Source organism: Nonomuraea sp. bgisy101 (genome assembly GCF_057708945.1).
The window spans coordinates 94,341-114,023 of record NZ_JBYITD010000023.1 but is presented as its reverse complement, the minus strand read 5'-3'; the positions used below and the strand labels follow the sequence as shown (position 1 = coordinate 114,023).

Genomic DNA, 19,683 nt, shown 5'->3' with positions numbered 1-19,683 from the left:
AAAACCGAAAGGAATCCCGCCATGAGCACCACCGCCTCGCCCACCCTCCGCCAGGTCATCGGCCTGCCTGCCGACCTGGCGCGCCTGGCCGACGCGACTCTGGTCCTGATCGACTACCAGAACACCTACCGCACCGGCGTCATGGCCCTGCCTGGCGCCGATCGGGCTCTTACGGCCGGAGCCCGCCTGCTGGAACGCGCCCGCGCCGCCGGAGCCCACGTCATCCACGTCGTCAACGACGGCGGTCGCGACACCCCCTACGACGTTCGGGCCGAGATCGGCGCCATCAGCTCACAGGTCGCTCCGCGCGACGGTGAACCGGTCGTGGTCAAGACGTTCCCCGACGCCTTCCACCAGACCGACCTGCACAAGATCCTGACGGACCTGAACGCCGGCCCCGATCTGATCCTGGCGGGCTTCATGACGCACATGTGCGTCGCCTTCACCGCACAGGGAGCGTTCAACCTCGGCTACCGCCCCACCGTCGTCGCCGACGCCTGCGCCACCCGCCCGCTTTCCGGCCCCGACGGCGCGCTGCTGTCCGCCGACACCCTGCACGACGCGGCCCTGGCCACGATCGGCGACCTGTTCGGCCTGGTGGTGCCCACCGCCGATCTCCTGCCCGCGTGAGGCGCCGGGCAACCGCCATGCTCGCGCGCCTGGCCTTTCCCGGCGACGCGAGCGGCTGACGGGTCTGAGGGGTGGGCGCCGGCGCAGGGGCGTGAAGCCTGCGTAAGGACGCGTGCGGTTGACGGGTGTGAGGGGTGGGCGTCGGCGCAGGGGCGTGAAGCCTGCGTAAGGACGCGTGCGGTTGACGGGTGTGAGGGGTGGGCGTCGGCGCAGGGGCGTGAAGCCTGCGTAAGGACGCGTGCGGCTGACGGGTCTGAGGGGTGAGCGCCGGCGCAGGGGCGTGAAGCCTGCCTAAGAGGGGCGGCTTCACGCCCTTCATGGCCGGTCAGGGACTGATCTCCTGACAGGCCCGCGGGTCAGGTGCGCGGGACGCGCCAGCGCCAGAACTGGTCCGTCCACGGGCCCTGCTCCTCCATCTCGAGGAGGGCTTCCACATCTTGGTGGCCCTCTCTGGGGGCCATCACGAGGTTGGGCTTCTTGGGAGAGGCGATGAGGAAGTCGGCTTGGGCCGGGTCGGCGTGGATGATGAGCCAGAGCTGGTTGTCGTCGTCATCGTCGCGTTCGGCGAACATGACGGGCGCGCGCTGCTTGACCTCCTTGAGGGTCAGGCAGCGGTTGTAGCCGGCGTTCTTGATGCGGACCAGGTGATGGTTCCCCTCGGAGGCCTGCGGGATGATCTCCCACATGGCTGTCTTGACCGAGGTCGTGGGGGCCGCGCGCCAGAGCCGGACCTGAAGGTCCAGATCGTGGTTTCCTTCGGGGGTGACGTAGCGGCCGCTGACGGAATGGGTGATCAACTGCGTACCTGTCGGGACGCTCTTGACGACCATGAAGGCGCCTTTCGCTGGAAGGGACGTGCACGTTCGCACGCAATCGCCATCATTACCGGCCGTGACGATTCACTACCTTAAGTAACGCACAGTAACTTCTCAAGGGTTGACATCAATGGACAAAACACCCAAAAAGCGACCCTGGCTCTTCTCTCAGATGCAGATCGCCGGTGAGGCCATGGCTCGCCGTTCTGTGCCGAGCCGGCGAACACGGACGTTCGACGGGCTCGGCGGGGGAGTGGCCGACGCGGCCGACCCGTGACGGGACGGTCGAGGCGTCAGGCAGGAGGGCCTGACGGTCGCCGCTCATGGCAGAGCGTCGCGGTCAGTGCCTGCCCGCTCGGGCCAGAGCGTCCTCGGCCTGCCTGGCCAGAGTGGCGACCAGGTCGGCCGCGGGCGGCAGGTCGGTGATGAGGTCCACGGCCTCGCCGGCCCACACCGGCAGCGGAGGCAGGTCGCCGCGCACCACGCCGTCCTGGTAGGCCTGCCTGGCATCGGGGTCCGCGGCCAGTTCGGCCTCCCGACCACGCCAGTGATCGAGGTAGGGGTGGCCGAGCGTGCGGGCCGGGTATTTCGCCGGCCACCGGGAGCCTCGTGCGATGTCCAGGATGCTGCTGCGCTCGGTGTCCTGCCCGCGCCCTGCGACGATCGCCGCGGCGATCGAGGGGGCGAGCAGGGTCTCGGCCGTGGCCTGGAAGCGGGTGCCGATGAGTGCCCCGGCGGCACCCAGCGCCAGGGCGGCGGCCACGCCGCGGCCGTCGGCGATCCCTCCGGCCGCCAGCACCGGCACCGGTGCCGCCAGGTCCACCACGATGGGCACGAAGGGCAACGTGGACCGTCCGCGCCGCGCGCCATGCCCACCGCTCTCGGTCCCCTGCGCCACGATGACGTCGGCGCCCAGGTCCACCGCCTGCCTGGCCTCCTCCAGGTCGGTGACCTGGAGGATCAGCGTCGCTCCTGCCTGGCGGATGCGTTCGGTGAACGGGCTCGGGTCGCCGAAGGACAGCATCACCGCCCGTGGGCCGTACTCCAGTGCCCGCTCGATCGCGTCGCCATCGATCGCCCAGCTCTGGAAGCCGACGCCCCACGGCTTCTCGGTGCCCTGCGCGACGATCGGCAGCTCGCGGGCCATCCAGTCCCGATCGCCGTTCCCGGCACCCAGCAGTCCGAGCCCGCCGCCGCGAGAGACGGCCGCTGTCAGCGCGCCACCGGCCGACCCGCCCATCGGCGCCAGGGCGATCGGGTGCCGCACACCGAACAATGTCGTGAACGCCGTCGACAATGCCATAGCGTGATCATCCCCCATATCTGGCGTACAGAACTGTTAACCAGATCACTCCACGAACCAGGCGCCCCCAAGCAGATCACCTGCCGTGCCGCCGCACGCGGCCAGGCATGTGGCCATCGGAGCTTCCCTTCTGGGAAGCGGCGGCCTGCTCGCCGCCGTCCGACGGTGGCGGCTTGTCCGGGTATCGACGGCCGCAGTGTGGCCCTTTTCGCTTCTCGAATTACCGCAATCCGGAATTAGCAATTAAATCCGCGTGGACATTCACGCGAATTCGCGGTCTCATAATTCCGTCCACTTTCAGGGATGGGGGAGAATCGCGTGCGCAATTCACGGAAAATCGGAAGAATCGTTGTCGCATGTGCGGCGGTGATGAGTTTCGCCGTCGTCGACGCGGCGCCGGCCTCGGCCGCCGCCGATCCGCAGGCCGAGCTGAGGATCACCCGTTTCCTCGGCGAGCAGCGCCTGCCGCACAAGATGGAGGTCGAGGGCACCACTCTCGGCGGCCTGTCCGGCATCGACCGTGACCCGCGCACCGGCACGTGGTACTTCATCTCCGACGACCGCTGGCGTTACCAGCCGGCTCGTTTCTACACCGGACGGCTGGACATCGATCCGGCGACCGGCGCGTTCACCGGGGTTCACATCGACGGGGCCACCACCTTGCTGCGCTCCGACGGGAGCCCGTATCCGGCCTACGGCCTGCCCGAGTCCGCCGATCCCGAAACCATTCGCTACGACCGGTGGAGCGGCAGGCTCCTCTGGGGTCATGAAGGGGATCGGCCTGACGAGAGAAACCCCGATATTCCGGTCTCCGATCTTTTCGTCCGCTGGGCAGACACGGACGGGCGGACTATCGGCGCGCTGCCGATCCCGCGTAATCTGCGGCTGACCCGCACCTCGAGCGGCCCCCGGCGTAATTTCGGCTTCGAGGGACTGACCTTCGCCCCCCGCACCATCGCCGCCGTCGTCGAAGGGCCGCGCTTCGAGGACGGGCAGCCGCCGACCGTCGAGAGGGGAGCACCGGCCCGCATCACCGTGTGGAGCCGCGGCGGCCGTCCGCTCGCGCAGTACGCCTATCCGATCGACCCGCTGCCCGCGGCGCCGATCCCGCCGACCGGCCACACCGACAGCGGGGTTTCGGAGATCCTGGCCATCGACGACGACAGCTACCTCTCGCTGGAGCGCTCCTGGATCGAGGGCGTCGGCTACGAGGTCAGGCTGTACGAGATCGACCTGCGGCCGGCCACGAACGTGCTGCGCAGGAACAGCCTGACGACCGGCGGGCCGTACCGCCCCGTCGGCAAGCGGCTCCTGCTCGACCTCGGCACGCAGCGGCAACCGACGCAGAACCTGGAGAGCCTCGCCTGGGGGCCGCGGCTCAGGAGCGGCGAGTGCACGCTGGTGATCGGCTCCGACGACAACTTCGACGACCGCGAGGTCACCCAGTTCCTGGCCTACGGCGTGCGCGGCTGCCTTTCCGCGTACTGAGCGCCGTCGACGACCTCGGTGTGAATTCCCGGCACATCGTGGTTCGGCCCCTGCTGTTCGCACCGGCCGCGGTCAGGGCGATGCCGGCATGGCTGGCGACGTCAGGTTCGACTCCGCCGCGTCGAGGATCCACGCGGCGGGGTCGGCGGGCCGGGGTCCGGTGGCCAGCGGACGATCCTGATCCAGCCGGGAGGGAAAGCACGGTCGGATCATGTTGGCCGTGATCGGATCTGGCCGACTCCCGGGCCATTCCCTACACTCGGCTGCCATGGGCGATCTTCCGGTTTATGACGTGGTTCTCCTGCCTGCGTCAGAGGTCAACGCGCGATCGATCCATCTGAGTCAACAGCTGGCCGACCTGTACGGCACCGAGTTCGTCCTGCGAGACAAGGGTGTCTACCCACACCTGTCGCTCTACATGGCCAACTTCACGGCGAGCCAACGGGATGAGGCGATCAACCGGCTTCACGCCATCAGCGTGCGGACGCCGGAGTTCGTGCTCGAAGCCAGCCACTTCGCCGGCAACGAGCACGGCATGTTCGAGCTGTTCTACGACAAGACCGACGCGATCACGCGGCTGCAGGAGGATGTCGTGGCCGCGATGAACCCGTTGCGCACCGGCCCTCGACAGCGTGACCCGGTCGGGCGGGCCCTGGCCGACCTCCTGCTCACCGCCTCATCCGTCGCCCGCGCCAATCTCGACCGCTATGGCTATGACGAGGTCGGCGAGCTGTTTCGCCCGCACATCACCGTCACCCGGTTCCAGCACCGCGACCAGCGGCCCGGCCCCGCGCTCCTACCGCCCGCAAAGGTCTTCACCGCGGCCTATCGCACCCTCGCGTTGTGCGTCATGGGGGAACACGGCACCTGCACCGACATCGTCGCGGAGTTCGACCTGGCCACGGTGGCAGTGGGCCCGTCCGCCGACTAGCAGGGCCTCCCGTTCCAGCCCCGTCGACGGCCGACACGGAACGGCTCCTTCCGGCGGTCCTCGTCATGCGCTGCGATCTTCGACTCAGCCCTTGACCGAGCCGGCGAAGCTGAAGGAGCCGGCCAGGTATTTGTTGACCGCCACGTAGAGGACCACGGCCGGCGCGGTGTACAGGATCGAGAACGCGGCCAGCTGGCCGTAGGCCACCTGGCCGTACTGGGAGAAGAACGTGTAGACGGTCACCGCCGCCGGTTGCTTTTCCGGGGTGTCCAGGAGGACGAAGGGGGCGAAGAAGTTCCCCCATTGGCCGACGAAGACGAAGATGGCCACGACGGCGATCCCGGGGGCCATCAAGGGGCCCACCACCGCCGTCAGCGATCGGAACCAGCCCGCCCCGTCCACCCAGGCGGCCTCCTCCAGGCTCACCGGCACTCCGTCCATGAAGTTCTTCATCATCCAGATCGAGAAGGGCAGCGAGCTCGCCGTCAGGAACAGGACCATCGCCGGTACGGAGCCGTACAGGTTGAAGCGGAAGAACATCGCGTAAACGGGCACGAGGATCGCCGTGACCGGCAGGCCCGTGGTGAACAGGAGCGTCAGCATGAAGTGGCGGCGGTAGCGCAGTTGGTAGCGCGACAGCGGGTATGCGGCCAAGCCGGCTACGACAACGGTCAGGACGGCCGTGGCGCCCGAGATGACGATCGAGTTGATCAACGGAAGGATGATCGTTTCCCAGGTCAGGACTGCCCTGAAGTTGTCCAGGGAGAAGGTGGGCGTCGGCTGGGCGGCCAAGGTCGCCTCCGGCTGGAACGCGGCGATCAGGACCCAGAGGAAGGGGCCGACGAAGGCCAGAGTGATGAGCGCGAGTGACAGCGACGCCGCAGCGCGAGCCGCGAGCCTGCTCATGCGTCCTCCACCTTGATCAGGCGCAGGTAGACCAAGGAGAACAGCGCACCGATCACCAGCATCACCAGGGCGATCGCCGAGCCGTAACCGATCTCGAAATAGCGGAACGCCTGCTCGTACATGTACAGCGGCGTCGTCTGGCTGGCCGCACCTGGACCGCCGCCCGTCAGCGCGTAGATGAGCCCGAAGCTCGCCAGCGTCTGCAGGGTGATCAACATGAGGTTGGCCATGATGGAGCGGCGGATCAGCGGGAGCGTGATGTGGAGGAGGCGGCGGCCGGGGCCGGCGCCGTCCACCGCGGCGGACTCCAGCAGGTCGGCGGGGACCTCTGAGAGGGCGGCCGAGTAGACGAGCATGGAGAAGGCCGTGCCGCGCCAGATGTTGGCGAGGATGACCGCCAGCATGGGCGCCGTGTAGAGCCATTCCTGGGAGATGCCGAGGACCGTGTTCAGGGTGCCCTCGTCGGCGAGGAACGAGAACCAGCAGGCCGCGGCCACGACCTCCGGCACCACCCAGGCGGCTATCACCACGCCGTTGACGATGCCGCGCGTCACGCGGGCGCGGCCACGCTGGAGCAGCGCGATGATCAAACCCAGGGTGTTCTGGCCGATCACCGCCGAGCCGATGACGAAGACGAACGTGAGCAGGAACGAGTTCAGGAAGTTCGGGTCGCCGAAGAGCTTGACGAAATTGCCCAAGCCGACGAACTGCGAATGAACCGAGGCCGAGCCTGTCAACGTCTCGTTGGTGAAGGCTATGTAGACGCTCCAGAGAATCGGCCCCGCCAGGAAGAGGGCGAGCAGGACGAGGGCGGGGGCCAGGGGGAGGAGCCAGCGGAGGGCGCCACCCCGTGACGAGCCGCGTACCGGGTGGCTCGTCACGGGATGGGACGGGGCGGTGGTGATCGTCATCGAGCCAGGACCTTGTCAGGGCCCCCAACGGCGGCCGGCAGCGCCTTGGCGTAGTTCGCGGAGGCCTCCTCAGGGGTCTGGGAGCCCGTCGTGACCGCCTCCATGGCCTCCTGGACCTGGGTGGACACCTTCGGGTACGCCTCGTACGCCGGCCGGTAGTGGGTGACGGCGGCAAGGTCGGTCCAGAACGTGACGCTCGGGTTGTCGGCGCTGTACTTCGGGTCGGTGGCCACGTCCTTGCGCGGCGCCAGGTCGCCCGTGCCGACCGAGTACGTCATGGAGTTGTCCTTGTTCGTGGCCGTGGTGATGAAGTCGAACGCCTCCCGCTTGTTCTTCGTGTACGCGCTCATCGCCATGACCCAGCCGCCCGACATGCTGACCGCGCCCGGCGCCTCGCCGTTCTGCGTCGGCATGCGCGTCCAGCCGATCTTCTGCGTCCACTCGGGCCACGGCTTCGTGCCGGTCGGCTTCCAGGCCGAGCTTGCCCACGCGCCGTCGAGGGAGATGCCGAGTCCGGCCTTGGGGAACCACTCCAAGGTCACCTTGTCACCAAGCTTGGCGTTGTGGGCGTCGGCCTGCTTCGGGCCGAGCTCCTCGCGGTAGACGGTGTTGACGAAGGTCAGCGCGTCGGTGAAGTTCTTGCCTCCGGCCACCCACTTCTTCTGCGTCTCGTCGTAGAGGGTGCCGCCCGGCGTGCCGTACAGGAGCATCTCGAAGCCCTGCATGGTCGAGGCCTCGCCGTGGACCTTCGTGGAGTACATGCTGAAGGGGACGACGCCCGGGGCCTTCTGCTTGATCGTACGGGCCGCCGTCAGCACGTCGTTCCAGGTCTTCGGCTCCCATGGGACCGGGAGCCCGGCCTTGGCGAAGACGTCCTTGTGATACCAGAGGCCGCGCGTGTCCGTGCTGATCGGCACGCCGTAGATCTTGCCGTCGCCGCCCTTGGCGGCCTGCTTGACCGAATCGGGGAACTGGGTGCTCCAGTCCGGCCACGTGGCCAGGTAGTCGTCGAGCGGGGCCAGTTTGCCGGCCGCGACGTCCGCGTTGACCTGGAACGTGTCGTGGTAGTAGAGGTCGGGCGCCGAGTCGGGGGAGCGGTTGAGCAGGGCCAGCTTCGTGTAGTACGCCTCGTTGTTGCCCTGGACGGGTGTGAGCTTGATCTTCACGCCCGGGTGGGCGGCTTCGTACTGCTTCTTCGCATCGCCGAGCATCCGCTCCAGATGTGGCCACGTCGGCTCGACCTTGTAGAGGACCTCGAGTTCCTTGGCACCTGGGGCGTTCTGCGAGGTGTCGGCGCCGCACCCGGCGACCGCAGTCAAGAGGAGGAGGCAACCGGTCAGCGTACGTTTCATCACGCTCTCCCCACGTTTCCTTGGGTTTGCGGTGACCGTAAATCTTTTTGATTTACTAAGTCAACACTCTGTGGTGACATGGCTCACATGCGACTGGGCACGAACCTGCCCAAGGTGGGCACCTACAACCGGGCCGTGGTGCTGGAGGCCATCCAGGCGTCCGACGGCATCAGCCGGGTGCAGCTCGCCGCCCGCACCAGGCTGACCGCGCAGACCGTGTCCGTGATCGTGCGCAGGCTGCTGGAGGAGGGGCTCGTCGTCGAGGACGGTTCCATGCCGTCCAGAGGCGGCAAGCCGCGCACCATACTGCGGGTGGATCCCGGCGCCGGGTACGCGGTCGGGGTGCACTTCGATCCCAAGGAGATCTCGTGCGTCCTGGCCGACCTGGCCGGGCGGCCTGTCGCGCGGCTGCGCCTTCCCGTGCGTCCCGGGCTCGAGCCGGAGTCGGTGGTACGGCAGATGGCCAGGGCGGCGAGGCGAATCCTGCGTGAGGCCGAAGTGGCCGACCGCAAGGTGCTCGGCGTGGGGCTGGCCTGTCCTGGGCCGCTGGACGAGAGCGGCGTGATGGTGTCCCCGCCCAGGCTGCCCGGGTGGGATCAGGTACCGATCAAGGCGCTGCTGCACGAGTACACGCGGTTCCCGGTGACCGTGGACAACGACGCCACCGCCGCAGCCATCGGCGAGCGGTGGGCGGGAATCGCCCGTATCACACCCAGCTTCGCCTACCTGTATCTGGGGACGGGGATAGGTGGTGGGATATTTCTGGATAACCAGGTGTATCGGGGGCGGTCGCTGAACGCGGCCGAGTTCGGGCACATCACGGTCGAGCCCGACGGGCCCGAGTGCTACTGCGGCAATCGGGGCTGCGTGGAGGCGGTCTGCTGCCCGAGCGCCATCGAGGCCCTCATGGGCGGGCACATCCCCCATGACGTCATCTGCGCGGCCGCCGCCGCGGGGGAGCCCGGGGCGCGGCGGGTGATCGAGCGGGTGGCGGGACGGCTGGCCGACGCCGCCGTGAGCGTGGTCAACATGCTCGACATCGACCTGCTCGTGCTCGGCGGGCCCGCGCTCAGGGAGGTCGCGGAGATCTACCGCGAGGTGATCGCGCGGGCCGTGTCGACCAGGTCGCTGGCCAGGCGGCTGCACGCCGTACGCGTGCACACCTCGCCGATCGCGGACGACGCCGCCGCGATCGGCGCGGCCTCACTCGTCTTCCACGCCACGTACGCGCCCCGCCTGGGCGACTAGCGCCTGGACGGACGGCGCCGGGGGAGGTGCTGCGATCAGCTCTCCGCCACGCTGAACAGCTCCTCCTCGACCCGGTCCAGCGCCAGCCGCACCGCGCCCATGGCCACCGACTCGTCGCCCAGGATCGAGGTCTCGACCTGCACAGGGAAGAGGCACAGCCGGGCCAGCTCGGCTCGCAGCGGCTCGGCCAGCAGGTCTCCGGCCTGAGACAGGCCGCCGCCGATGACCACGAGCTGGGGATCGACGGTCAGTACGGTGGCCGCCACGCCGGTGGCCAGGTCGGCGACGAAGGCGCCCACGATCGAGGCGGACCGGCACACCAAGATCTTCGGTACGGCCGGCCAGCTGACCGGCGACGGCCGCCTCATCCACATCTACGACTTCGCGTCGGAGAAGACGACCACCTGGGACACCTCAGCGGACGGATCGTCCGCCGCCGAGGGACACGCCGGCGGCGACGAGAACCTCACCCGCTCCTTCGTCGACGCCCTCCACCAGGGCCGCCCCGAACTGATCCGCTCCGGCATCCGGGAGAGCGTGGACAGCCACCGCGTCGTCTTCGCCGCCGAACGCGCCCGCCTGACCGGCGCCGTCGTCACCCTCTGAGCCAGGAGGCACCCCCATGACCGTCTCCTCCGCCACCGCCCCCCACGTCAGGGCGACCGCCACCGTCAACACCGCGCCACCCTCCCGGAGCAGCGCGGTGACCCATCGGCTACACCTCCGCCCTGCTGCTGGGGTACCGGAGAAGAAGGCCTGACCGCCGGGTGCGGGCAGGGGAGGAATCACCCGGCCCGCACTCCCTGCGCGGCTCAGGCGCGCCAGGCGTCGGCGGCGTCCTTGGCGTACTGGGTGAAGTCGCGCGCCGGCCGGCCCAGCGCCTGCCGCACTCCGTCGGCGAGGCTCTCGTTGCGGCCGTCGAGCACCTCGGCGAACAGCGCGTTGAGGCCGACGATCTCGTCCTCCGGCAGGCCCGCCGCTCGTGCGCCCTCGGCGAACTCCTCGGGGGTGACCGGTGCGTAGGCCACCTCGCGCGCGCTTGCGGCGGAGATCTCCGCGGCGGCATCGGCGAAGGAGAGCAGGCGCGGCCCAGTGAGCTCGTACACCTTGCCTGCGTGCCCGTCCTCTGTGAGGGCGGCGGTGGCCACGTCGGCGATGTCCTCGACGTCCACGAAGGGCTCGGTCACGTCCCCGGCGGGCAGCGCGATCGTGCCGCTCAGCACCGGGTCGAGCAGCCAGCCCTCGCTGAAGTTCTGCATGAACCAGCTGCAGCGCACGATCGTGGCCTCGACGCCGGAGCCCAGTACGACCTGCTCGGCCTGCTGGGCCAGTTCCTCGTTACGGCCCGACAGCAGCACCAGACGGCGCACTCCGGACTGTACGGCCAGCGCGGTGAATCGGCGGATGCGGTCCAAGGCGCCGGGGAAGGCCAGGTCGGGATAGTAGGTGATGTAGACGGCATGGACGTCGCGCACGATCGGCGCCCAGGTGCTGCTGTCCTCCCAGTCGAAGTCGGGGCGGGAGCCGGCGCGCACGTCGCGGCCCATGGCCTTCAGGCGTTCCGCCACGCGGCGACCCGTCTTGCCGGTGGCTCCAAGGACGAGGATGGTGGTGTTGTTCGTCATGGCTCCAGTCCACCAGCCTGCGATGAGATCGAACATGGCCGAGACGCGCGAGCGCATAAGCGATCGTCTCGTCCGCGATGCGCGGTTCGGCGGCCGCCATCCGCCAGGCCGTCCCGAGTCCCGTCCCACCGGACCGGTTGGTGGATCTTCTGCGTCGACGACCCCGGCGCGTGACTGGATGCAGGCCGGCCTGCGGCAGGCGAGACCGTCGGCCGAGGGTGGAGCCGCCGGACACCCGGCGGCGCGAGATCCCCGGGGGGAGCGGAACGGGTCGGCACGATGAGTCGCGAGGCCGCCTTCGAACGCGCATCCCCGGCGGAAGCACGGCTGAGGACTTTCTGCCCGAAGACGGCTTCTAGGGAGTGACGATGGCGAAGTCGGGCGTCGGGTCGTCCAGGACGGCGACGAGGCGCCGCAGGACGCCCATGTCCCCGTCGTGGTCGAGGCCGTCGGTGCCCTTTCCCGCGAGCAGGCCGAGCAGGTGCGCCTTGGTGAGCCGCACGGTGAGGTCCACAGCGGCGGCGGGCGGGTCGGGCTGCTGGATGAGCGCCCCGTTCGACATGCTGGTGCGGAAGCGCTCGCCGGAGTCGGTGAGGTGCCAGTCGATGGCGAAGCGCTCGTTCCACGCCTGAGGCCCGTTGACGCGGATGGCCAGCGAATCGAAGATCTGCTCAGGGGTCAGGGCGGCGATCATGTCGGGTGAGGTGACGTCGACGCCGGCCGGCACGACGTCACCGTTCAGCTCCAGAGCGCCCATCAGGTAGAAGTTGCGCCAGGTGCCGTTCTCCGCGCCGTGGCCAAGAGCGGTGTACACCTCGGCGAGCAGTTTGCGCGCCTCGGTGTCGTGCTCGTCGGCGAAGACGGCGTGGTTGAGGAGTGTGGCGGCGAAGCGTAGGTCCCCCTCCTTCCTGTAACGATCGGCCAGCCCGACGACCGCCGCGGTGCCGCCCAGGCACTCGACGTACCGTCTGGCCTGCTCGACCGGCGGGTGCTCCCACAGATGGGCGGGATTGCCGTCGAACCAGCCGAGGTAGCGCTGGTAGATGGCCTTGACGTTGTGACTGACCGACCCGTAGTAGCCGTGCGTGTGCCAGGCCTGCTCCAAGGCGGGCGGCATCTGCATTCCCTCGGCGATCTCGATGCCGGTCAGGCCGCGGTTGAGCAGGCGCAACGTCTGGTCGTGCAGGTAGGCGTACAGGTCGCGCTGCTCTGACAGGAAGCGGACGATGTTGTCCTTCTCCCAGGTGGGCCAGTGGTGGGAGGCGAAGGCGACATCGGCCTTGTCGGCGAACAGCGCGATCGCCTCGGTCAGATAGCGGGCCCAGACACGGGCGTCGCGCACCACCGCACCGCGCAGGGTGAGGATGTTGTGCTGGTTGTGGGTGGCGTTCTCGGCCATGCACAGCGCGCGCCGGTCGGGGAACAGGAAGTTCATCTCCGAGGGCGCCTCGGTGCCGGGGGTGAGCTGGAAGACGATGCGTACGCCGTCGACCGTCTCCTCCTGACCGGTGCGGGTGATGTCGACGGTGGGTGCGATGAGGGAGAGGGTGCCGGTCGAGTTGGTCATTCCCAGACCGCATCCGATCTGTCCTTCGGCTGAGCGGGGCAGTGCCGGGCCGTACATGTAGACGGAGCGTCGGGTCATGGCGATGCCGGCGTAGACGTTCTCGGAGACCGCGTGTCCCATGAACCCGGCGGGGGCGATGATGGGAATGCCCTCACCGTCGGTGATGCCGCGCACGCCACCGAAGTGGTCGACGTGGGAGTGGGTGTAGATGACGCCGGTGACCGGCCGGTCACCTCGGTTGTCGCGGTAGAGCCGCAGTGCGGCGGCCGCGCACTCGGTGGAGATCAGCGGGTCGATGACGATGACGCCGGACTCGCCCTCCACGATCGTCATGTTCGACAGGTCCAGGCCGCGAACCTGGTAGATGCCGTCGGTCACCTCGAACAGACCCTGCTTGACGCACAGCTGGCCCTGGCGCCACAGGCTCGGGTGGGCGCCCTCGGGGCACTCGCCGTTGAGGAAGTCGTAGGAGTCGTTGTCCCAGACGACCCGGCCGTCGGCGGTCTTGACCACAGCCGGGCTCAGCCGCGCGACGAACCCACGCTCGGCGTTGTCGAAGTCGGTCCGGTCATGAAAAGGAAGGTCAGCCATAAAAGGTGCCTTCCCGACATAAGTTATAAACAGGGTACAAAAGGGTCTAAGAGTCGGCCGTCGGCCAAGCGGGTGGCGTCCTGTCGTGCGTGGACATGGCCGACCTGCGGCCGGCCGGGGTACGCCCGGGCCGTGCCTGCGGTTTCGCTCCTCAGCGTGGCGTCACCCATTCCGAACGGCCGGCGGCTTGGCTGTCACCGGAGGTGGAGGAACTCCCGCCCGCCCTCGCGCCTCCTCGACCCGCTCCGGGTCACCGAACGCACCGGGAGGACGCATGAACGACGAGGCCACACCGAATGTCGGCACTCGCGCTCGGGATCACCTGGCCAACGAGAGAACGTACCTCGCGTGGTTGCGCACCGGCATCAGCGTGGCGGCGCTCGGCGTCGCGGTGGCGAAGTTCGCACCGCACAGGGGTATCCACGCCGTGGTCTCGGGCGGCATCCTGATCTTCGCCGGCCTGCTGGTGAGCGCCTATGGGACGGTGCGGTACCGCTCCGTCGGGCGGCAGTTGGACTCCGGGCTCTTCGCCCCGACGCGGTTCGGCGCGATCACGGCCGCGACCGTGGTCACCGTCCTGGCTCTGATCGCCGTCGTGGTCCTCATCTGACACCGAGGATGGAACGAACGCCTGCGGGCATGAGGGAGGGCGCGGCCCTGCGCTTGCAGGCCGCTAACGAAAGCCATTGCTTCATCAATAAACCTCCGCGAAAGCGACATGCAAGGAGGTTCACATAGAAATACTCCTGAAAGACCCGAAACCGCACATAACGGGAGTTTTCTATCATGCAGGCATTCAAGAAGGCCGTCACCACCGGCGTCATCGCGGCCTCGGCGCTCGTCGCCCCGTTGCTGATGTCGGCGCAGCCGGCCGGCGCCGGCACCAACCCGACCACCAGCGCCGTGGCGCAGTCCGCTACCACCCCTGTTCAGGCGTCGGTCGACACCAGCCAGTGCCGCAAGAACAAATGCTTCCTGAGGCAGTGGAAGAAGAGCTGGAAGAAGAAGCGCAGGGGCGACAGGCACACGATCATCGTCGTCCCGGGTGGCCGGGAGGTTCACCACCACCACTATTACCCGGAGCACAAGCCGGAGACCAAGCCGGAGCACAAGCCGGAGACCAAGCCGGAGACCAAGCCCGCGCCCGCACCTGCCCCGGCACCCGCACCCGCGCCCGCGCCCGCGCCCGCGCCTGCGCCCGTGCCGGCACCCGCGCCTGCGCCCGCGCCCGCACCTGGCCCGGACGGTCATGTGGATCGGCTGCCGCCGGGGGACCCCCGGAACCCCGCGGGTCAGTGAGCGCAGGACACAAAGGCGACTCGTGGCACCCGGGAGCGCGTCTGACGCGAAACAGCCATAAGAAGTGAATGCCGCTCTGCCGGACACCAGCAGGCCCTCGCATCCGCCGATGCGAGGGCCTTTGTCCATGACCGGCCCCGGGCGCATCTGGTGCGCCACCCGCGTCCGGGTCGATGCCGACCAGGCCGAACTCCGCACCTGGGACGGCGTTTTCCCGCGGCTTCATCGCCCTCTTCCTCCTCGGCCGCTGCTCGCCATGCCCACACGGACTGGGCTCATCCGCATCCCCGATCCGCATGACAACGAACTCGTGATCACACCTGATCCAAGGCTGCGACGACGGCGCCGAGGGCTCGGGCGCCCGTGCCCCGGCTGCTGCGGCTCGCCTTGCTATCCTAGGAGCCTTAGTTTTAGCCTAGTCTCATTAGTTTCGATCGAAGTGTTCTAGGAGAAGGGTGGCGTGCCCATGGCGCGGGCCGGGTTGACGGCGGACCGGGTGACGTTCGCCGGTGCCGAGCTGGCGGACGAGGTCGGGCTTGACCACGTGACCATGTCGGCAGTGGCGCGGCGCCTCGGGGTGAAAGACGCCAGCCTTTATGCGCATGTCCGTAACCTGCAGGACCTGCGCGGGCGGATCGCCCTGCTGGCGGCGGACGAGAAGACCATCCGCATCGCGGAGGCGACCGCCGGGCGGGCGGGAAAGGACGCCCTGGTGGCGTTCGCGAACGCCTACCGGACGTACGCCCACGAACACCCGGGCCGGTACACGGCGACGCAGATCCCGATGGAGATCGACCCCGAGCTCGTGGCACAGGCCCCCGGGCCACGACGCGCGATCGAGCTGACGTACAGCATGCTGCGCGCCTACGCACTGGACGAGCCTGACCTGACCGACGCGGTCCGGCTGATGCGGAGCATGCTCCACGGCTTCATCGGCCTCGAGGCCGCGGGCGGGTTCGCGCACGCGCGCCCGGCGGAGGACTCATGGGTCCGCTGCCTCGATGCTCTGCACACCCTCCTGGAGCACTGGCCCGCACACCATGAAGGAGATCCGACATGACCAGCCCGACCATCGGCCGCCTGCGCGTGGACGGTGCCACCCTGCACTACGAGGTGCGCGGAAGGGGTCCGCTCCTGCTGCTGATCCCCGGCGGCGCGGGCGGCGCGGCGTCCTTCGACGGCGTGGCCGACGACCTGGCCGCCGAATACACCGTCGTGTCCTACGACCCGCGCGGCCTGTCCCGCAGCCCGCTGGACGACCCGGAGGCCCAACAGCGGGTGGCGCAGCACGCCGACGACGCGTACCGGCTGCTGGAGCTGCTGTCTCCCAGCGCGCCCGCCCGCGTGGTCGGCAGCAGTTCAGGTGCGATCGTCGCGCTGGACCTGCTCGCCACCCACCCCGAGCGGATCGAACGCGTCGTGGCGCACGAGCCGCCGGTGGTGGAGGTGCTGCCGGACGCCGCCGAGCATCGCGCGATGCTCGCCCGAGTACAGGACACCTTCCGCCGGGAGGGACTGATGCCCGCGGTGGCCGTGTTCGCGGCCGGCCTCCGGCGGCCCGGCGACGATCCCGTCGACGCCCAGGCGGCCACGGAGCTACCGCCACAGGCGACGGCGCGAGCTGAGCGGACGATGGCTGACATGCCCTACTTCATCGGGCGTATCGTGCCGAGCTTCATGGCCTACGCCCCGGACCTGGATCGCCTGAAGGCTCTGTCGGACCGGCTCGTACTCGGCGGCGGAGCGGACTCGCGTGGCGAACTGCCCTACCGTCCCGCCGCCTTCCTGACCGAGCGGTTCGGCACGGAGCTCATCCACTTCCCCGGCGGGCACACGGGACTCAGCACGCACCCCGCCCAGTTCGGCGAGGTGCTCCGCAAGGTGCTGAGCGCCTGAGGATGCCGCCGAGCCGGGCCGCCATTAACCTGGACGCCTCATCTTCCAAGCCGAGGAGAGCCGATGCGCAGTGGTCTGGAGTTGGCCGGGCGATATCGGCTGGAGGCGCCTCTCGGACAGGGCGGCATGGGCGACGTGTGGCGGGGCATGGACCAGCGCCTGCGCCGCCCGGTCGCGGTCAAGATCCTCCTGCTGAGCGCGTCGGCCGACGGGGCCGGGGTCGCGCGTTTCCGGCGGGAGGCCGAGATCGCCGCGGCGTTGAACCATCCGGGGATCACCACGGTGTTCGACATCGACGAACACACCGACGGGGGGCTTCACCTGCTGTTCCTGGTGATGGAGCTGATGCGGGGGCGTGACCTGGCCTCGGTACTGCACGAGCGGCCGGGCGGGTTACCCCTCGCGCAGGTGACGGACTGGGCGGCGCAGATCCTCGATGCCCTCTCTGCGGCCCACCGGCACGGGGTGGTACACCGCGACATCAAACCGGCCAACCTCTTCCTGACCGACGACGGATGGGTGAAGGTCTGTGACTTCGGGATCTCCCGCCTGGCCGACGCCACCAAGATCACCGCTACCGGGTCGTCCGCGGGGACTCCGCTCTACATGGCGCCCGAGCAGATCGAGGGCCGTACCGTCGACGAGCGCACCGACCTGTACGCCTTCGGCTGCGTGCTGTACCAGATGCTGACCGGGACCACATGGGTGGACACAGGCTCGGGCGTCGGCGCCGTCCTCTACCAGCACCTGAACCAGATCCCGGCACCCCCGCACTCCGTGCGGCCCGACATCGACGACCGGTTGAGCAGCCTGGTGCTGGACTTGCTGGCCAAACGGCCCGATGACCGGCCCAAGGACGCGGCCACCGTCGCCGAACGCCTGCGCGGCCCGGACCCTCGCCCCTCCTCCAGCGGCGGGCCCGCAGCGCCACGGCAGATCCACCCCGAACGGCGCAGTGGGGACACGCTCCCGCCCGCGCCCCAGACGGCGGGCCGTCCGACCATGGGGATCAAGCACGGTGGCGGCACCGCGACCGCCGCGATAGCGCTGGCGCTGCTGTGCCTTCTAGGGCTTCTGGTCATGATCCTTCAGGTCGCCGAGTTGCTCCTGCGCTTCCCCGGCGATGCGCCGGTCACGTTGTTGCTGGCGAATCTCGCGGTGAGCGTGGTGGAGGGGTACGTGCTCGCCAAGGGCGCGCTGTTGCTGTTCCGGCAGAGGACGGCAGGGCGCTGGATGATCGCGGCGACCGGCGGCGTGGTGGCCGTGCACGGTATGAGCGCCAGCGCGCAGTACCTTCTGACAGGCGGGAGGCTGTCCATGGACACGCCCGCCTCCATGGTCGTCTTCGTCGTCGCCCCGCTGACGGCCGTGGTGGCGGCTGCCGCCATGCTCATGGCCGTACTCCCGTCCACCGGCCGCTGGTGCCTTCGCCGAAGCTAGACCGCCCTCCGCTGCGCGCGGAGGAACAGGCTGTGGACTCGCGTGCACCTACCCCGCCGCCTGTGCGTGTCGCCTTTCGGGTAGCGGCCGCTCCATGCGACGAACGCGCCTACCTCTTCCTCGGCGCCATCACGCTGGCCGCCCTGGCGATCTGGCTCCGCGCCTGATCCAGGAGACAGCGCTCAGCCGCCGTCTTTCACTCCGCCCAGGCCTGAGCGGTCGAGGAAGGCGGTGAGCGGGCCGTCGGTGAGTTTGCCCTGGCGTTGTGCCTTGGCCAGGTCGCGGCCCAGTTCCTGGATCTTCTCGCGTGCCTCGCCCGCCTTGCCCTGGGCGAGCTTCCTGGCCGCGTCCCGGATCTTCCTGTGTGCCTTGTCGGCCAGTTTCGCGTCGATGCCGCCGCTGGCTTGTTGAGCGGTGATGGCGCGGTCGAAGGCGGCCAGCCAGGTTCGGGGGCCTTGCGGTGGAGGAGTGGGCGCCGCGCTCGGTCTGCGGGTCGGCCGTGGCATCGGCTTGGTCGGCGCGGCGGCCGAGGTCGGCTGCCGTGGTTCTGCCGTGACGGCCACCGGCAAGGAGGAGGAGGGCGGCGCGGCCTGCTGTCCCGAGCCGGAGAACAGAGCGACGGCGCCGAAGGTGACGAGCGCGATGGCGGCCAGGGCGGCGGCGAGCTGGATCAGCAGGCGTTGGCTGCTCGCCGGCGACGTCCTGGTGGAGCCGGGCCGTGGAAGTGGCGTGAAGAGGACGGCGGTGTCCGCGACCCGCGTCATCCCAGCTGGTGGCGGCACAGGTGCTGCCTGAGCCGGCGATCCGGCATGGCGGCCGCCTGCCTGGGCGGTGTGGACGACGGAGAGAAGGATCTGCCGGACCTGGTCGGCGCTGGCGGGCCGGGCGGCGGGGTCCTTGGCGAGCATGGCCAGGATGAGCCGCTCCAGCTCCGCGGGGAGACCAGGGCGGTGGGCGCCCGGTTGCACGGGTGACCTGTGGATGTGCTGGTAGACCAGCTCAGCGGGGGACCCGCTGAAAGGCGGCTGCCCGCACAGCAGCTCATAGGCCACGCAGCCCAAGGCGTACAGGTCGGTGGTGTTCATCCCGCCCGAGCCGTCGATCTGCTCGGGAGCCAGGTAAGCGGGGGTACCGATGATGGTGCCGACCGTGGTGAGCCGGGCCGCCTCGGCGGCGATGTGCGCCAGGCCGAAGTCGACCACCTTGATGATGCCGTCGGCGGTCAGGTGCAGGTTGGCCGGTTTGATGTCCCGGTGCACCACGCCCACCTCGTGAGCGGCATGGAGCCCGGCTGCCGCCTGGGCGAGGAGGTGACAGGCCTCCGCGACGTCGAATCGGCCGCGCCGAACAAGCTCGGCGGCCAAGCTGCGGCCGGTGAGCAACTGCATGACCAGGAACCGGCGGTACTCGTCGGCTCCGACGTCCAGGACGTTCACCACGTTGGGGTGGATGACCTGTGCGGCGGCGCGAGCCTCGCGGGCGAATCGCTCGGCGGCGGTGATGCCTCCGGCCAGCGGGTCGAGGATCTTCACGGCGACGGACAGGTTTCGCTTGCGATCGTGGCCACGCCACACCTCGGCCATGCCACCGCGGCCGATCTGGTCGATCAGCTCGTACCGCCCGGCGACGAGCACCGGCTGTTGCGTTGTCATGCCCGTTCTCAATCTCCCCTTACGCCACA

The 19,683-nt window shown here is 69.2% G+C and carries 19 protein-coding genes; 10 read left to right on the top strand and 9 right to left on the bottom strand.

Translation table 11 applies throughout. The features are described 5' to 3' along the window. Nucleotides 1-21 precede the first annotated feature (21 nt). A complete protein-coding gene (locus tag AC3EO4_RS36160; protein ID WP_379573250.1) occupies nt 22-630 on the top strand; it encodes a cysteine hydrolase family protein in 609 nt (202 codons plus the stop codon). A 356-nt stretch (nt 631-986) separates the two neighbouring features. Here AC3EO4_RS36160 and AC3EO4_RS36155 read toward each other — a convergent pair whose 3' ends face one another. Continuing rightward, nucleotides 987-1,460 (bottom strand): hypothetical protein, encoded by a 474-nt coding sequence (locus AC3EO4_RS36155; protein ID WP_379573251.1) that lies wholly within the window; start codon nt 1,458-1,460, stop codon nt 987-989. A gap of 325 nt (nt 1,461-1,785) precedes the next feature. Then, nucleotides 1,786-2,748: an NAD(P)H-dependent flavin oxidoreductase gene (locus AC3EO4_RS36150; RefSeq protein ID WP_431899921.1), complete on the bottom strand. Its 963-nt coding sequence runs from the start codon at nt 2,746-2,748 to the stop codon at nt 1,786-1,788. Between the two features lie 369 nt (nt 2,749-3,117). Here AC3EO4_RS36150 and AC3EO4_RS36145 point away from each other — a divergent pair, with 369 nt between their 5' ends. After that, nucleotides 3,118-4,236 (top strand): esterase-like activity of phytase family protein, encoded by a 1,119-nt coding sequence (locus tag AC3EO4_RS36145; RefSeq protein ID WP_431899920.1) that lies wholly within the window; start codon nt 3,118-3,120, stop codon nt 4,234-4,236. 211 nt (nt 4,237-4,447) lie between these two features. Further along, nucleotides 4,448-5,167, top strand: a complete 720-nt coding sequence (locus AC3EO4_RS36140; protein ID WP_431899918.1) for a DUF1045 domain-containing protein — start codon at nt 4,448-4,450, stop codon at nt 5,165-5,167. 84 nt (nt 5,168-5,251) lie between these two features. On the opposite strand, the gene AC3EO4_RS36135 is transcribed toward AC3EO4_RS36140, so the two are convergent. From AC3EO4_RS36135 to AC3EO4_RS36125, 3 genes are read right to left on the bottom strand one after another with little or no spacing between them, the layout of a single operon-like run. Further along, nucleotides 5,252-6,073, bottom strand: a complete 822-nt coding sequence (locus AC3EO4_RS36135) for a carbohydrate ABC transporter permease (protein WP_379573255.1) — start codon at nt 6,071-6,073, stop codon at nt 5,252-5,254. Beyond that, nucleotides 6,070-6,984 (bottom strand): carbohydrate ABC transporter permease, encoded by a 915-nt coding sequence (locus AC3EO4_RS36130; RefSeq protein WP_431899916.1) that lies wholly within the window; start codon nt 6,982-6,984, stop codon nt 6,070-6,072. The genes AC3EO4_RS36135 and AC3EO4_RS36130 overlap by 4 nt, the downstream gene beginning before the upstream one ends. After that, the gene (locus AC3EO4_RS36125) at nt 6,981-8,336 is read right to left on the bottom strand and encodes an extracellular solute-binding protein (protein ID WP_431899914.1); all 1,356 of its coding nucleotides are present in this window, start codon (nt 8,334-8,336) and stop codon (nt 6,981-6,983) included. Before AC3EO4_RS36125 ends, AC3EO4_RS36130 begins: the two co-directional genes overlap by 4 nt. 78 nt (nt 8,337-8,414) lie before the next feature. On the opposite strand from AC3EO4_RS36125, the gene AC3EO4_RS36120 reads away from it, so the two are divergent. Next, nucleotides 8,415-9,584, top strand: coding sequence for an ROK family transcriptional regulator (locus tag AC3EO4_RS36120; RefSeq protein ID WP_379573258.1), 1,170 nt, complete (start codon nt 8,415-8,417; stop codon nt 9,582-9,584). A gap of 35 nt (nt 9,585-9,619) precedes the next feature. Here the strand turns inward: AC3EO4_RS36120 and AC3EO4_RS36115 are convergent, their stop codons facing one another. Further along, nucleotides 9,620-9,850 (bottom strand): ROK family protein, encoded by a 231-nt coding sequence (locus tag AC3EO4_RS36115; RefSeq protein WP_379573259.1) that lies wholly within the window; start codon nt 9,848-9,850, stop codon nt 9,620-9,622. Between AC3EO4_RS36115 and AC3EO4_RS36110 the strand changes: the two genes are divergently transcribed. After that, nucleotides 9,840-10,190: a hypothetical protein gene (locus AC3EO4_RS36110; RefSeq protein WP_431899912.1), complete on the top strand. Its 351-nt coding sequence runs from the start codon at nt 9,840-9,842 to the stop codon at nt 10,188-10,190. The genes AC3EO4_RS36115 and AC3EO4_RS36110 overlap by 11 nt on opposite strands. Before the next feature lie 206 nt (nt 10,191-10,396). Here the strand turns inward: AC3EO4_RS36110 and AC3EO4_RS36105 are convergent, their stop codons facing one another. Both AC3EO4_RS36105 and AC3EO4_RS36100 read right to left on the bottom strand, forming a co-directional pair. Then, a complete protein-coding gene (locus tag AC3EO4_RS36105; protein ID WP_431899910.1) occupies nt 10,397-11,209 on the bottom strand; it encodes a Rossmann-fold NAD(P)-binding domain-containing protein in 813 nt (270 codons plus the stop codon). A gap of 355 nt (nt 11,210-11,564) precedes the next feature. Further along, nucleotides 11,565-13,367, bottom strand: a complete 1,803-nt coding sequence (locus AC3EO4_RS36100; RefSeq protein WP_379573262.1) for an alkyl/aryl-sulfatase — start codon at nt 13,365-13,367, stop codon at nt 11,565-11,567. Nucleotides 13,368-13,641: 274 nt separating this feature from the next. Between AC3EO4_RS36100 and AC3EO4_RS36095 the strand changes: the two genes are divergently transcribed. The 5 genes from AC3EO4_RS36095 (at nt 13,642) to AC3EO4_RS36075 (ending at nt 18,002) form a co-directional block, all read left to right on the top strand. Then, nucleotides 13,642-13,977 (top strand): YidH family protein, encoded by a 336-nt coding sequence (locus AC3EO4_RS36095; protein WP_379573263.1) that lies wholly within the window; start codon nt 13,642-13,644, stop codon nt 13,975-13,977. Nucleotides 13,978-14,153: 176 nt separating this feature from the next. Next, entirely contained in the window at nt 14,154-14,666 is a 513-nt protein-coding gene (locus AC3EO4_RS36090) for a hypothetical protein (protein WP_431899908.1), read from the top strand. A gap of 466 nt (nt 14,667-15,132) precedes the next feature. After that, entirely contained in the window at nt 15,133-15,726 is a 594-nt protein-coding gene (locus AC3EO4_RS36085; RefSeq protein ID WP_431900011.1) for a TetR/AcrR family transcriptional regulator, read from the top strand. After that, on the top strand, nt 15,723-16,562 hold the full coding sequence (locus AC3EO4_RS36080; protein WP_431899906.1) for an alpha/beta fold hydrolase: 840 nt from the start codon (nt 15,723-15,725) through the stop codon (nt 16,560-16,562). Before AC3EO4_RS36085 ends, AC3EO4_RS36080 begins: the two co-directional genes overlap by 4 nt. Before the next feature lie 63 nt (nt 16,563-16,625). Then, on the top strand, nt 16,626-18,002 hold the full coding sequence (locus AC3EO4_RS36075; protein WP_431899905.1) for a serine/threonine-protein kinase: 1,377 nt from the start codon (nt 16,626-16,628) through the stop codon (nt 18,000-18,002). A gap of 182 nt (nt 18,003-18,184) precedes the next feature. Here AC3EO4_RS36075 and AC3EO4_RS36070 read toward each other — a convergent pair whose 3' ends face one another. Continuing rightward, nucleotides 18,185-19,654, bottom strand: coding sequence for a serine/threonine-protein kinase (locus AC3EO4_RS36070; RefSeq protein ID WP_431899903.1), 1,470 nt, complete (start codon nt 19,652-19,654; stop codon nt 18,185-18,187). Between the last annotated feature and the right edge of the window lie 29 nt (nt 19,655-19,683).